Here is a 12,988-nt window from a genome sequence, read left to right on the forward strand (position 1 = left end):
GACGCCCTGTGCACCAGGGCACGCTGCTGGTGTTCCGCTGATCAACGACTGCTCCGAATAACGCGCAGGAGGGTGGGGTGCCTTGCGCAGCGAAATAAAGGAGGAGGGCGAAGCCCGGGGGACATTCGCGGAGCAAGGTACCCCGCCCTCCTGAGCGAGCCCCGAATGGCGACGCTCAAAAAGCACAGAGAAAGAAGTCGTCATCTCAGTGCCCTCCCGTAGTGGCGGAGTCACCGAGAGCACCAGCCTGCAGCGCCGTCATGCCCCCAGGTGAACTGCCCGTGAGCACCAGCTGCAGATCGGTGTCCGCCAGCCAGAAATCACGCTGCGCCTCGATGCCCGCATTCACCATCAACATGCTGGCGCGCGTCTCGCCCAGCAGCTCCCACACACTCGCGAGCATCCCGTTGTAGCGCAGCACCATCTCCTCGTTCACCTGCTTGCGCAACGGCAACACCTCGTCGCGGTAACGACGCGCTATGGCATAGGCCGTGTTCCAGCCCTGCCAGGCTTCACGCGCCTCGCTGGCCGCCAACACCCCCACGTCGCGCACACGCGCTGCCGACTGCAGGTACAGCGCCTGCGCCCTTGCGTTGCGGGCCTGGCCCCAGTCGAAAATCGGAATCGGCAGGTCGAGCTCGAAGCCGCGCTGCGTGCTGCGGGAACTGTCCGCACCGGTGTCGAACTTGCTGTTACGAACCACACCCAACTCCATCGCGTTGACCACGCTGGTCGCGCGCGTGAGTCCCAGCGAACCGGCCACGGCCGTGTTCTGGGCCTGCGCCGAACGCACGTCCAGCCGGTCGCGCAACGCCAGCGCCTGCACGTCGCCGAGCTCGGGCACGGCCTTGGGGAGCGGGGGCAGGCGGTCGGGCAGGGTGCAGGTGGCGGCACTCTTGCCGCTGAGGCCCAGCAGCCGGTTGAGCTGTTCGCGTGAAGCCACGGCCGACTGCTCGGCACGCGCCAACTGCGCCGCCGCGTCGGCCAGCAGCAACTGCTCGCGCGTGCGCTGCAGCGCGCTCCAGTTGCCGACCTGGACCATGCGGTGCGCTAGCTCGGCACCGGCTTCGGCAGCCTCCTTGGCGTCTCGCAGGTACACCACGCTCTGCTGCGCGGCCACGGCACGCACCCACGCGCGGCGGGTGTCGGCGGCCAGCAGCAGCACGCTCTGCGCAGCCTGCAGCTTGGCCGCCTCATGCCGCTGGCCGGCCCAGCGCGCCTGCCAGGGCAGCGCGAGCAGGCCCACCACGTTGAAGCTCAGCAGGCGGTCGATCTCTCGCTGGCTGCCCTCGGTGAGCCGGCTGAAGGCGAAAACCGGGTTCGGCAGGCTCGCCGCCTGCACGCGGTCGGCGTCGCTGAGCTGCAGCGTGGCAAAGGCCTCCTGCACGCGCGGGCTGTTGAGCAGCGCGATGCGCACGGCGGCTTCGGCATCGAGCGGCTGGGCGAGCAATTCTTCGACCCGCTGCTGCGACGCCGCGTCCGGCGCGCGCTGGGCGGCGGCGCCCGCCAAGAGCGGGTTGGCGCCGACCAGCGCCTGCACGTCGGCGCTGCCGCCGTCCGGCGACAGGCTGGCGCAGCCGGCCAGCACCGCCGCGGCGGTCAGCGCGGCTGCCGATCTGGTGAATGAAAAAGCGGGGTTGCGCGCGTCATTCGTACGCATGCCGCCATGTTTTGAACAGCGACGGATGCCGGCCAATGGCCAGCCAAAAAAGGGGTTCACGCTCGATCTCCATGAGCAATACGACCAGCGCCGCAAGCCTGTAGAGGCTCACTGCGGACGGACCACGGGCAGGGAGATCAGGAAATGGGTGGCTTCAGGCCCTGGGCGGGCTCTGCGCTGGCGAAGCGGCTGGCATGTGCGGCCGGCGGCGCCTGGGGCGCGCCGTGCACGGTGTCGATCAAGGGCAGGCCGCCCAGGGCGACCGTGTGGCAGACCTGGCAAGCGGTGCAGGTGCCGCAACCCTGGTGGTCGCCGCCGCCGCTGCCGCCGCTGTCATGGGATGCGTGATCGGTGCTGCCCATGTCCATGGTCATGGCCATGGACATGGCCATCTGCATGCCGGCCTCGTCGCCGGAGGCCATGGCTTCATGGCAATGGGCTTCGCTGGCCGCGCCGGCCATGGAAGCCGACGTTGCGGTTGCAGCCGCCGGCAGCGAATGCCGCGCCATCTCCACCGCCATCGCGTCGCCCAGCCAGCCGCGGATGGGCAGCAGGGCGATCATGAGGGCGAGCAGCAGGGTGCGCATGGGGCCGGATGATAGACGCGGGTGCTAAGACACCAACTGCGTGCGGGCCTTGTCCGCCCACACCTGCAGGTTGTCGAGCAGGTCTTTCTGGCTGAAGGAGCAGCTCTCCTCGCTGAACAGCGCGCTCGACTCCAGCCGATCGAGCAGGTTCAGCAGCACCTCGGTATAGCGTGGGGGCAGGGCGGCCAGCAGCTCGGTGCTGGCGCGTGCGTCGTTCGACAGCGTGGTGACCGACCCCGCCGAATCAGCCCCCTCGCGCAGCGCGGCAAGTTGGCGCGCGATGGTGTCGAGTTGCTGCGTGGCGGTGCTCATGGCGTGTTCTTTCCGGGTGGCGGCAGCGACAGTTCGCGCTCGCGCATCAGGTCGCGCAGCACGTCGGGGTAGTCGGTGATGATGCCGTCCGCGCCCGCGTCCATCAACCGCAGCATGTCGGCGCGCTCGTTCACGGTCCACGGCAGCACCTTCATGCCGAGCTTCTGCGCTTCCTTGATGACGGCGGGCGTCAGGTCGGCATAGGCCGGCGACCAGGTGACCGGGGCGGGTGCCTTGCCGGAAGCAGGAGCAGAAGCAGACGCGGCTTTCACCATCTGCGGCACCGACGCGAAGCTGCCCGCCTCCAGCCCGGCCGTCCAGCGGCTGTCCTTCAGGGTGCGCGGTGTTGTGAGGTAGGCGCGCGGCAGTTGCGGCGCAAGCTGGCCGACCAGCGCCAGCGTGCGCCAGTCGAAGCTCTGCACGGTCACGCGGTCGGCCATGCCGGCCTTGTCGATCTCGGCCAGCAGCGCGCGCACCATCGGCTCGGGCGCGGCGGTCTCATTTGGCTTGGTCGGGTCGACCTTGGTCTCGATGTTGAAACGCACCGTGGCTGCATTGGCGCCGCGGGCCTGCACCTGTGCGAACAGGGCGGCCAGCGTGGGAATGCGCTCGCCGTCGCGCGGCTGCTGCAGCGCAAACTGCTTGCCGTAGTTGCTCGACGGGTTCAGCCGGCCCACGTCGTAGGTCTGCAGCTGCGCCAGCGTGAGCGTGCGAATGGCCGCGCCGCTTTTCGGCGCAAGCCAGTTGCCGCCGGCGTCGCGCGTGTGGTCGGGGTTGAGCGAGGTGTCGTGCGAGATCACCACCACGCCGTCGGCGGTGAGGCCGATGTCCAGCTCCAGCGTGTTCACACCCAGGTCGATGGCGTTGTTGAACGCGGCGAGCGTGTTCTCGGGCGCCAGCCCGCGGCCGCCGCGGTGGGCTTCCAGGTCGAAATGCAGCTTGGCCGTGGGCGCGATGGAAGCACAACCGGCCATGAGCACGGCAGCGGCAAAGGCAAAAGCGAAGGGAGCGAGCCCGGAGCGAGCGCTTGTCATTTGAGTTGCACCTTGATCCCGTTGTCCTGCACCGTGATGTCGCCAATTTCGTAGGTCTTGCGCCCCACCGTCAGCTCGTCGGCCGTGAAGCTGCGCAGCATCTGGCCCTGCAGCAGCTCCTGCGCCACCAGCGCGCCCACGCGCTCCAGCCGTTCGGCGTCTCGGCCTTCCACGCCCTCCAGCGTCAGCCGCTCGGCCTTGGGCTGGTCCAGCCGCAGCGCGCGCGTGGCGGCGTCGTACTTCAGCGCACTGCTGACCGACACCAGCCCCTGCACCGGCGAGGCCGCCAGCAAGGGGCTTGCAATGGTCAGCGTGGCGGTGATGGCCGCGCGGTTGGTCTGGGCGTTCAGCGCCAGTTGCGGGTCACGCAGGCCGACCATGAAGATCTCCGCATAGCGCTCGGCCACCGGAAAGCGCTTGGCAATCTGCGCCTGCAGCTCGTCGCGGGTGGCGGTGTATTCGCTGGTGAAGAAGTTGAAGCCGGCCAGTGCCGCAAAAGGCACCTGCAGGGCAGTAACCCCGAGCAGCGCGCGCAGCACCCGGCGCCGGGAAGGGGAGAGCGAAGAGAGGGCAGGGCGAATGTTCATACGGTTGGCGAGCTTGCCACAGCCGGGTGTGTTTCCGGCGACGGCGCGGCCCTGGGGGGTCAGCGTTCGATCATCTCCTGCACCTTGGCCGTGAGCGCGGCCACGTCGAAGGGCTTGGTGATCACTTCCATGCCGTATTCGAGCAGGCCGTTGCCCACCGCCGCGTTTTCCGCATAGCCGGTGATGAACAGCACCTTCAGTTGGGGGCGGCTCACGCGGGCCGCGTCGGCCACCTGGCGCCCGTTCAGCCCACCGGGCAGGCCCACGTCGGTCAGCAGCAGGTCGATGGTGTCTTGCGACCGCAGCACGCGCAGCGCGGCGGCGCCGTCGCCCACGGAAATGACGCGGTAGCCGGCGTCTTCCAGCTCCTCGGCCACTATCGCGCGAATGGTGGCTTCGTCTTCCACCACCAGCACCACCTCGCCTTCGCCGCGGTGGTCGGCCACCGGCAGCATCGGCGGCGCGTCTTGCTCGGCCTCGCCGATGAAGCGCGGCAGGTACAGGCACATGGTGGTGCCTTCGCCCGGCTCCGAATAGATGCGCACCTGGCCGCCCGACTGCCGCACAAAGCCGTACACCATCGACAGCCCCAGCCCCGTGCCTTGCCCCATGGGCTTGGTGGTGAAGAAGGGGTCGAAGGCGCGTGCCGCCACCTCGGGCGTCATGCCGGCGCCGGTGTCGGTGACGCACACCGAGATGTACTGGCCCGGCGGCAGTTCGCGCTCGGTGGCGGCGCGGTCGTCCAGCCACTTGTTGGCGGTCTCGATGGTCAGGCGCCCGCCGTGGGGCGACATGGCGTCGCGCGCATTGATGCACAGGTTGAGCACCGCGTTCTCCAGCTGCGAGGCGTCCACCTGCGTGAGCCACAGGCCGCCGGCGCCCACCACCTCCACCACCACCGACGGTCCCACCGTGCGGCGCACCATCTCCTCGATGCCGCCAATCAGGCGGTTCACGTCGGTCGGCTTGGGGTCGAGCGTCTGGCGGCGCGAGAAGGCCAGCAGGCGCTGCGTGAGCGAGGCGGCGCGGCGCACCGACTCCTGCGCCATGCCGATGTAGCGCGTCACGTTGTCGAACTTCTGCATCTGCAGGCGCTTTTCCAGCACCTGCAGGCTGGTGCTCATGCCGCCCAGCAGGTTGTTGAAGTCGTGCGCAATGCCGCCGGTGAGCTGGCCGATGGCCTCCATCTTTTGCGACTGGCGGAACTTGGCCTCCACCTCCATCAGCTCCTGCGTGCGCTGCGCCACCTTGCGTTCGAGCGACTCGTTGGCTTCGCGCAGCGCGGCCTCGCTGCGCACGCGCTCCGCCGCGGTGCGGGTGCGGCCTGCAATTTCGCGCACGAAGGCGGCCTCCTCGGGCGTCCAGGCGCGCACCTGCGCATGGTTAAGAAACAGCACCGCCACCAGCCGGCCTTGCTCCATCAACGGCACGTTGAGGAAGGCACGGGCGTGCAGGGCTTCCAGCGCGGGCGCGGCGCTGCGCGTGCGGGGGTCCAGCCGCACGTCGGCGATCAGCACCGGCTCGTCCTGCTTGAGGCTGTCGACGAACGAGCCGAAGTCGCGCAGCTTCAGCATGCCGGCCAGCGATGCGCAGCCCGGGGCGGTCCAGTCGCGCTCCACGTGCAGGGTTTCGTTGTCGGGGTCGACGGTGCCGTAGCCCGCGCGGCTCACGTTCAGCGTGGCGCCCAGAATTTCGGCCGCGGCCTGGGCCAAGTCATGCGTGCTCTGCAGCGTCGGCAGCCGCTCGGTGAAGCCGGCGAGCGCCTCGCGCCGGGCCTCGGCCGTCATGCGTTCGGTGACGTCGACACCCTCCACGAAGATGCCCGACACCGCGCCGCGCGTGTCGCGGATGGGCTGGAACACGAAGTCGACATAGCGCTCGCGCACCGGCGAGTGTTCGACCTGCACGTCGTACCGCGCGGCGCGCGCCGTGAGGGCCTGGCCGCTGCGATACACGTTGTCCAGCAGCGCGACGTAGCCCTGCGCCGCCGCGTCCGGCAGCGCCTCGGCCACGGGCAGGCCGATCAGCGGGCGGTTGCCCACCAGCCGCAGGTAGGCGGGGTTGGCCAGCACCACGCGGTGTTCGGGCCCCTCCAGCATGGTCATGAAGCTGGGCGCCTGCTCGAACAGCTGGGCAAAGCGCTGGCGGTCGTCCTGCAGGCGGCGCTCCGCCTGCACCTTGGCCGTGGTGTCGACCACCAATGCCCACACGCCCACCGGCGTGCCGCTGTCGTCCAGCAGCGGCGAATAGTCGAGGTTGATCCACACCTGCTCGGCCGCGCCACGGCGGTTGAGCAGAAATTCCAGGTCCTGGTAGCTGAGCGTGCCGCCGGCCAGGCCGACCTTCATCACGTTGTCGTTGAAGTCGGTGGCTTCCTCCCAGGCTTGGCGCACGCCCATGCCCAGCAGCTGCGGGTGCCGCACGCCGGAGAACGCGGCGTACGCGTCGTTGTAGATCAGCACGCCCGCTTCGCCCCACAGCGTGGCCATGGCCAGGTCCGACCTGAGCATCATGGAGACCGCGCTGCGCATGTGGCCGGGCCAGTTTTCCAGCGGCCCGACACCGGTGCCGCCCCAGTCGAAAGCGGCGATCAGCCCGGCCATTTCCCCGCCGCCCGTGAGGAAGGGATACCCCGTTGTCGATGTTGCGTTGACCATGCGCGCCGCCTTCTGCTTGCCTGAGCCTGTGTTTTCACCAGCGCAAGAAACTAGCAGAACTCAGGCGGCACCCTGGTCAGACAAACGCGCCATGCGTCACCGGCGCGAGGCGCCACGCGCGGGCCACCGAACGGTCGCCTGCTCGGTCAGAGCGGCCGGCGGCGCGCATAGCGCACCACCGTCACGCCCGGCTTGGCCTGGCGCGTGGAAGGCATCACCAGCACGCAGTCGTCATACGGCGTGGCCACGGGCTCGCCGTCGTTCCAGCCGATGACGGTACCGGCCTGCGCAATCACCTCAAGGCCGGTGAAGTGCTTGGCAAAGCGAAAGTCTTCGCTGCGCGCGACCACCGGGCCGGTGACGTCCAGCGCCCATTGGCGCGGCGCGTCGGGTTGCAGCCAACCCGGCAGCGCCTGCGCAATGGCCGCGTCGTCCAGCGTGCCGGCCGCGCGCAGAAAGCGCGCGCACTGGTCCTGCGCCACGGTGCGGCTGTCGGGGTCGCCATGAAAGCCGCATTCGACCAGCAGCGCCAGCGCGTCGGTGGACGGGTCGGCATCGGGCGCGCCGAAGCGGCCGAAGTCGCGCATGCGCACGCCGTCCTTGTGGCCTGCGTCGATCACGATGTGCTCGGGGCTGCGCAGCGCACGCGCCAGCGCCAGGTTGCGCGGGTGCATGCCGGTGAGCGTGAGCGGGGCGGAGTGCTCGTGCATCGAATGCAGGTCGAGCAGCCAGTCGGCCTGCGCCACGTGCGGCTGCAGCGCCAGCGCGCGGCGCCGCTCTCGGGTGCCGCCGGCCTCCAGGCGGTCGGCCGACCACTGGCGGTTGAGGTCTTCGTCGGTGAAACGCGAGGCGTCGGCGTCGGCCGGGTCGAAGCTGTCGAAGGCCTCCAGGTTGCACAGCGCCAGCGTGAGGCTGCCGCGCTGCGGGCGCACGCCCGCCTCCAGCAGGCCCTTCAGCGCCCAGGCGCCGCAGATCTCGTTGCCGTGCACCAGCGCGGAAATCATCACGTGGTGGCCGGGCTGCCCGGAGGCGAAATGCCAGACGCCTTCGGTGCCGGTATTGCCGGCGCGCCAGGCCGACATGTCGGGCGCGGTGAGTTCGAAAGTGGAAGCGGACAAGCTCATTCCTTGATGTTGGCGAATTGCACGATGTTCCGGTATTTGGCGGTTTCGGTGACCAGGAACCGGTCGATGTCCAACGGCGCCAGTGGGACGACCGAGCTGGTGGCCTCCATCTTCTTGCGGAAGTCGGGCGATTGCAGGGTCTCGTCCAGCGCCTTCTTCAGCCGCGCCAGCACCGGCTCGGGCAGCTTGGCCGGGCCCATCAGCGCGAACCACACGCCGATGTCCATGCGCTGCAGCGCCGGGGTTTCGCCCAGCGCGGGCAGGTCGGGCGTGATGGCGGAGCGCCTGGCCTCGGTGGTGCCCAGCGCCACCATCTTGCCGCTGCGGATGTAGGGCAGCGCGCTGGACAGCACGAACATGCCGAAGTCGATGTTGCCGCCCAGCAGGTCGTTGGTGAGCGGCGCCACGCCGCGGTAGGGCACATGCGTCATGGCCACGCCGCCCTGCTGCTTGAGCATTTCGCCGGCCAGGTGCAGCGAGGTGCCGACGCCCGAGCTGCCATAGCTGTACTTGCCCGGGTTCTTCTTCAGCAGCGCCAGCAGCTCGCCCGCGTTCTTCACGCCCGCGGCCGGCGCCGCCACCAGCACCAGCGGCTGCGAGGCGACGAGGCCGATGGGCGTGAAGTCTTTCTGCTCGTAGCGCACGCTGGCGTTCACCAGCTTGCTGATGGCGACCTCGTTGTTGGCGCCCAGCAGCAGCGTGTAGCCGTCGGGCGCCGCATTGGCCACCTTCTGCGCGCCGATGACGCCGCCGGCACCGCCGATGTTGTCGATGATCACCGGCACGCCCAGGCGGTGCGACAGCTCCACGCCCAGCGCGCGGCCGGTCAGGTCGGTCGAGCCGCCCGGCGGGTAGCCGACCATCAGCGTGATCGGCTTGCTGGGGTAGGTGTCTGCAAAGGCGATGGAGGGGACGAAGGCCGAGGCGGCAAGGCCGCACAGGGCCAGCGCAAGGCGGGAAGGGAAAGCACGGAGAAGACGCATCGTGGCCTCGGGTTTTGTGAAGTGAACCCGCGGATTCTGCGAAGCGGCCGGCTGCTTCGTGGTGCCAAGCTGGCACGAAGTGGTGCCGATTGGGCCCGGCGCAGTGGTGTGTCCGGCTACCAGACTACCCGGCTACCGCGTCGCCATCGCGCGCCACACGTCTTCGGCCAGCGGGCCGAGACGGCGCTTGGGTCGGTACAGGCGCACCTCGAAGCGCACCTCCATGCGCCGCCCGCCCGTGGTCACCAGGCGGCCGGCCTTGCAGTCGGCCTGCACCATCGACCACGGCAGCCAGGCCACGCCCAGTCCGCGCAGCACGTATTCGTACAGCGCGTCGGCCGAGTCGCATTCGATGTGGCGCTTCAGGCGCGGCGCCTGCGGGTTGTTGGCGAGCAGGTCTTCCACCAGCCGGCCCATGGCCAGCGTGCGCACGTAGGAGAGAAACGGCACGTCGCCCGGCGCGTCGAAACTGTGGGCCGCGCGGCCCTGGGCGTCGGCACGCGACACCGGCACCAGCTTGTCGGAGGCCACCGTCACGTGCGAAAACTGCCGCCCGTCGAGCCGGAAGGTGAGCGCCGAGTGATGAAAGATCAGCGAGAAGTCGACCTCGTTGTGCTCCAGCATGCGCACCGTCTCGGCCAGCGCGCCGGTCAGCACGCGCACCTCGCCGCCGCGCAGCAGCGGTTGCAGCCGCACCAGCCAGTCGGCCATCACCGTGCGCGCCAGCGTGCGGCCGGTGACCAGCGTGACGGTGCGTGCTTCGCGCCCGGCCACGCTGTGCATTTCCTCGCGCGAGCTCTCCACGCCGCGCACCATCTGGCTGGCGTTTTCCAGAAAGCTCTCGCCGGCCGGCGTCAGCGCCACCGGCGAGCTGCCGCGCTCGACCAGCGCCGTGCCGGCCCACGACTCCAGCGCGCGAATGCGCCGACCGAAGGCGGGGTGTGTCACGTGGCGCAGTTCGGCCGCGCGCGTGAAGCTGCGCGTTTGTGCCAGCACGATGAAGTCTTCCATCCACTTGAATTGCATGGCGTGGTGCGGGTGAGCGGATCAGGTCGCGAGCGGCGCAACCGCCAGCTCGAAGCGCGCAAAGCCGCGTTCGCCCTTGTGCACCACGCTGTGCAGCAAGAAGCCGTGGCGCTCGTACAGCGCGCGCAGTGGCGCGCGGTCGGCCACGCAGTCCAGCCGCACGAACGAGCGGCCGAGGCTGCGTGCGCGCTCGCGTGCGAAGTCCAGCAGCAGTGCCGGCACGCCGTGGCCGGACCATGCGCGGCGCACCGCGAGCTTGTGCACATAGAGCGACGTGCCGCTTTCGATCTCGGGCCAGAAATACGGGTCTTCGAGGTCTAGCCGCACGACACCCGCTACTTCACCGTTCGTGCGTGCGATGAAGTAGTTGCCGGTGTCGGTGTCTTTCTGAATACGCTCGGGCGCAATGTCGGCCGGGGACCAGAGCGGGCGGCCTTCGGCGGCGATCCACTGGGCGGCTTCGTTCAATACGGCTGCGACTGTGGCGGTTTCTGAGGGGTGGGCTTGTTGGATCTGCATCGTTGGTGAGGATAGCGGGGCGACGTTTTTGGCCCTTTTTTCAGGGCGTGTGCACAGGCCGCCGGGTACTCCCCTCCGCGAATGTCCCCCGCTTCGCTCCTCCTTTATTTCGCTGCGGGGAGCACCCGACGCCCTGTGCACCTGGACACGCTGCTGGTGCTCGCTGATCAACCAGTGCTTCGAGCAACGACCACGCTGTGGGTGTGCGGGTGATCAACCAGAGCACTGAACTCGCTCACGTCGATGGGGTGCTCCCCGCAGCGAAATAAAGGAGGAGGCCGCAGGCCGGGGGACATTCGCGGAGGGGAGCACCCCGTCGGCGTGAGCGCCGCCCTGAACAGCAGCGCTCCCCAAATCAGCAGAAAAGCTCACCCGTACAGCACCACATCGAAGCCCTCCGCTTCAGACGGCGCAACAAAGTGCGCGGTGATCAGCTCGAACTCAGCCTCCGTCGTCTCGAAAGGGTGCGTACCGCTTGCATTGCGTGCGTGCAGGCGCGCCTTGCAGACCGCGTCTGGCACGTCCAGAAAGTGCAACGTGTGCGCCACGCCGGCCGCTTCGAAGAGGCTACGCATCCATCGTCGACTGCTCACAGTGTTGGACGGAAAGTCGAGCACCACCGACACGCCCGCCCTCAGCAAGGCCACCACATGGTCCGACATGGCCTGCTTCAGTCGGCCCGAACAGCGCACGTAGTCAGGCAGTTCGTGGATCTCGTCCGGGTACAGCGCGTCCAGCCATGCGTCCTCGCTGATCAGCACCGTCGCGGGCGCCGCGGCAAGCTGGCGCGTGAGCGTCGATTTGCCGGCGCCGATCTTGCCGCAGACCATGTGAAGCACTGGCGTGTGTGGGGCGGTCATGTCGTTTCTCCTGAAGTCGGGTTGAAAGAAAAGAACCCCAGGAAACGAAAAACCCGCCTCGTGGGGCGGGTCGTATGGCGTGAACTTGTGGAACCGCGCGCTAACCCACCATCTTGGAGATGGTGCGAATAATCAACGCGGTGTGCAGGCAAGCCATGGGCCGAGGATAGCCCACTCTCTCGCCTTCCCCTGCGCCGTCAGTCATGCAGCGACGACAAGAACTGCTTCAGCTCCGCCGTCTGCGGATTGCCGAACAGCTCCGCCGGCGGACCCATCTCGTGCACGCGGCCCTGGTGCATGAAGATCACGCGGTCGCTGACCTTGCGCGCAAAGCTCATCTCGTGCGTGACCATCAACAGCGTCATGCCCTCGTCGGCCAGCGACTCCACCACGCGCAGCACCTCACCCACCAGCTCGGGGTCGAGCGCCGAGGTGATCTCGTCGCACAGCAGCACCGCCGGCTCCATGGCCAGTGCGCGCGCAATGGCCACACGCTGCTGCTGGCCGCCCGACAGCTGCTCCGGCATGGCGTCGAACTTTTCTTCCAGCCCCACGCGCGTGAGCAGCTTGCGCGCCTGCGAGGCGGCTTCCAGGCCGCCGCGCTTCTTCACCAGCGTGGGCGCGAGCATCACGTTCTTGCCCACCGTGAGGTGGGGGAACAGGTTGAAGCTCTGAAAGATCATGCCCACGCGCTGGCGCAGCTCGCGCATGGCCATGGCGCTTTCGTGCAGCAGCGGTTTGCCGTCGACGGTGAGCGAGCCTTCCTGAAACACCTCGAGCCCGTTGATGCAACGCAGCAGCGTGCTCTTGCCCGAGCCGCTCTTGCCGATGATGGCGATCACCTCGCCGCGCTTCACGTCCAGGTCGATGCCCTTGAGCACCTCGTTGGTGCCGTAGGACTTGCGCAGCGCAGTGATGCGCACGATGGGGGCGCCCACCGACGTGGCGGGCTGTTGGGGTTCAAGCACGGCGGCCATGGGTTTTCCTCTCGAGGGTCTTGGCGTACAGGCTCACGGGAAAGCACAGCACGAAATAAAGCAGGGCCACGCAGCTGAACACCACGAAGGGCTTGAAGGTGGCGTTCGAAATCATGCTGCCGGCCTTGGTGAGCTCCACAAAGCCGATCACCGACGCCAGCGCCGTGCCCTTGATCACCTGCACCAAGAAGCCGACCGTGGGCGCAATCGCAATGTTGACGGCCTGCGGCAGGATGACGTGGCGCATCTGCTCGCCGAAGCTCAGCGCCAGGCTGCCCGAGGCCTCCCACTGGCCCTTGGGAATGGAGGCCACGCAGCCGCGCCAGATCTCGGCAAGAAAGGCGCTGGTGTACAGCGTGAGCGCCACGCTGGCCGCGGTCCACGCCGACACGTCGATGCCGAACAGCGCAATGCCGAAGTAGGCAAGGAACAGCTGCATCAGCAGCGGCGTGCCCTGAAACAGCTGCACATAAACGCTCACGGCCCGGTTCGCGAACTTGCCGCCGCGCAGCCGCAGAAACAGCAGCAGGCCGCCCACGATGCCGCCGCCTACAAAGGCGATGAGAGAGAGCACGACGGTCCATCGCAGCGCCAGCAGCAGGTTGCGCAGAATGTCCCAGAGAGAAAAGTCGGTCATGGTGAGACAAGGCTCCTGTGTTCGC

General features: G+C 68.4%; 13 protein-coding genes. All 13 read right to left on the reverse strand.

The features are described 5' to 3' along the window. Positions 1-205 precede the first annotated feature (205 nt). The 13 genes from VLK31_RS34380 to VLK31_RS34440 all read right to left on the reverse strand — a co-directional run bounded on the left by VLK31_RS34380 (position 206) and on the right by VLK31_RS34440 (position 12,963). The gene (locus VLK31_RS34380) at positions 206-1,660 is read right to left on the reverse strand and encodes a TolC family protein (protein WP_409172978.1); all 1,455 of its coding nucleotides are present in this window, start codon (positions 1,658-1,660) and stop codon (positions 206-208) included. A 137-nt stretch (positions 1,661-1,797) separates the two neighbouring features. Then, complete coding sequence (locus tag VLK31_RS34385) at positions 1,798-2,247, reverse strand: hypothetical protein (protein WP_409172979.1); 450 nt, start codon at positions 2,245-2,247, stop codon at positions 1,798-1,800. Positions 2,248-2,271: 24 nt separating this feature from the next. Beyond that, positions 2,272-2,559, reverse strand: coding sequence for a hypothetical protein (locus VLK31_RS34390; protein WP_409172980.1), 288 nt, complete (start codon positions 2,557-2,559; stop codon positions 2,272-2,274). Next, entirely contained in the window at positions 2,556-3,593 is a 1,038-nt protein-coding gene (locus tag VLK31_RS34395) for a glycerophosphodiester phosphodiesterase (RefSeq protein WP_409172981.1), read from the reverse strand. Before VLK31_RS34395 ends, VLK31_RS34390 begins: the two co-directional genes overlap by 4 nt. Next, positions 3,590-4,180: a DUF1439 domain-containing protein gene (locus tag VLK31_RS34400; protein ID WP_409172982.1), complete on the reverse strand. Its 591-nt coding sequence runs from the start codon at positions 4,178-4,180 to the stop codon at positions 3,590-3,592. Before VLK31_RS34400 ends, VLK31_RS34395 begins: the two co-directional genes overlap by 4 nt. Before the next feature lie 59 nt (positions 4,181-4,239). Beyond that, positions 4,240-6,837, reverse strand: coding sequence for an ATP-binding protein (locus VLK31_RS34405; RefSeq protein WP_409172983.1), 2,598 nt, complete (start codon positions 6,835-6,837; stop codon positions 4,240-4,242). A 146-nt stretch (positions 6,838-6,983) separates the two neighbouring features. Then, on the reverse strand, positions 6,984-7,919 hold the full coding sequence (locus tag VLK31_RS34410; RefSeq protein ID WP_409173004.1) for a succinylglutamate desuccinylase/aspartoacylase family protein: 936 nt from the start codon (positions 7,917-7,919) through the stop codon (positions 6,984-6,986). Between the two features lie 38 nt (positions 7,920-7,957). Next, positions 7,958-8,944, reverse strand: a complete 987-nt coding sequence (locus VLK31_RS34415; protein WP_409172984.1) for a Bug family tripartite tricarboxylate transporter substrate binding protein — start codon at positions 8,942-8,944, stop codon at positions 7,958-7,960. Positions 8,945-9,076: 132 nt separating this feature from the next. After that, complete coding sequence (locus tag VLK31_RS34420; protein ID WP_409172985.1) at positions 9,077-9,970, reverse strand: LysR family transcriptional regulator; 894 nt, start codon at positions 9,968-9,970, stop codon at positions 9,077-9,079. Between the two features lie 21 nt (positions 9,971-9,991). Next, a complete protein-coding gene (locus tag VLK31_RS34425) occupies positions 9,992-10,489 on the reverse strand; it encodes a GNAT family N-acetyltransferase (protein ID WP_409172986.1) in 498 nt (165 codons plus the stop codon). 368 nt (positions 10,490-10,857) lie between these two features. Next, positions 10,858-11,349: an AAA family ATPase gene (locus tag VLK31_RS34430; RefSeq protein WP_409172987.1), complete on the reverse strand. Its 492-nt coding sequence runs from the start codon at positions 11,347-11,349 to the stop codon at positions 10,858-10,860. Positions 11,350-11,546: 197 nt separating this feature from the next. After that, positions 11,547-12,326 carry an amino acid ABC transporter ATP-binding protein gene (locus VLK31_RS34435; RefSeq protein WP_409172988.1) on the reverse strand — a complete coding sequence of 260 codons (780 nt, stop codon included), beginning with the start codon at positions 12,324-12,326 and terminating at the stop codon, positions 11,547-11,549. After that, complete coding sequence (locus tag VLK31_RS34440) at positions 12,310-12,963, reverse strand: amino acid ABC transporter permease (protein WP_409172989.1); 654 nt, start codon at positions 12,961-12,963, stop codon at positions 12,310-12,312. Before VLK31_RS34440 ends, VLK31_RS34435 begins: the two co-directional genes overlap by 17 nt. Between the last annotated feature and the right edge of the window lie 25 nt (positions 12,964-12,988).

The organism is Variovorax sp. H27-G14 (assembly GCF_046156345.1).
Taxonomy (GTDB): Bacteria; Pseudomonadota; Gammaproteobacteria; order Burkholderiales; family Burkholderiaceae_C; genus Variovorax.

What these genes read in the sequence shown, in the direction of transcription:
- VLK31_RS34415 (WP_409172984.1), bottom strand. Translation starts at nt 8,944, where the DNA reads ATGCGTCTTCTCCGTGCTTTCCCTTCCCGCCTTGCGCTGGCCCTGTGC.
- VLK31_RS34435 (WP_409172988.1), bottom strand. Translation starts at nt 12,326, where the DNA reads ATGGCCGCCGTGCTTGAACCCCAACAGCCCGCCACGTCGGTGGGCGCC.
- VLK31_RS34380 (WP_409172978.1), bottom strand. Translation starts at nt 1,660, where the DNA reads ATGCGTACGAATGACGCGCGCAACCCCGCTTTTTCATTCACCAGATCG.
- VLK31_RS34425 (WP_409172986.1), bottom strand. Translation starts at nt 10,489, where the DNA reads ATGCAGATCCAACAAGCCCACCCCTCAGAAACCGCCACAGTCGCAGCC.
- VLK31_RS34405 (WP_409172983.1), bottom strand. Translation starts at nt 6,837, where the DNA reads ATGGTCAACGCAACATCGACAACGGGGTATCCCTTCCTCACGGGCGGC.
- VLK31_RS34395 (WP_409172981.1), bottom strand. Translation starts at nt 3,593, where the DNA reads ATGACAAGCGCTCGCTCCGGGCTCGCTCCCTTCGCTTTTGCCTTTGCC.
- VLK31_RS34410 (WP_409173004.1), bottom strand. Translation starts at nt 7,919, where the DNA reads ATGTCGGCCTGGCGCGCCGGCAATACCGGCACCGAAGGCGTCTGGCAT.
- VLK31_RS34430 (WP_409172987.1), bottom strand. Translation starts at nt 11,349, where the DNA reads ATGACCGCCCCACACACGCCAGTGCTTCACATGGTCTGCGGCAAGATC.
- VLK31_RS34390 (WP_409172980.1), bottom strand. Translation starts at nt 2,559, where the DNA reads ATGAGCACCGCCACGCAGCAACTCGACACCATCGCGCGCCAACTTGCC.
- VLK31_RS34420 (WP_409172985.1), bottom strand. Translation starts at nt 9,970, where the DNA reads ATGCAATTCAAGTGGATGGAAGACTTCATCGTGCTGGCACAAACGCGC.
- VLK31_RS34400 (WP_409172982.1), bottom strand. Translation starts at nt 4,180, where the DNA reads ATGAACATTCGCCCTGCCCTCTCTTCGCTCTCCCCTTCCCGGCGCCGG.
- VLK31_RS34385 (WP_409172979.1), bottom strand. Translation starts at nt 2,247, where the DNA reads ATGCGCACCCTGCTGCTCGCCCTCATGATCGCCCTGCTGCCCATCCGC.
- VLK31_RS34440 (WP_409172989.1), bottom strand. Translation starts at nt 12,963, where the DNA reads ATGACCGACTTTTCTCTCTGGGACATTCTGCGCAACCTGCTGCTGGCG.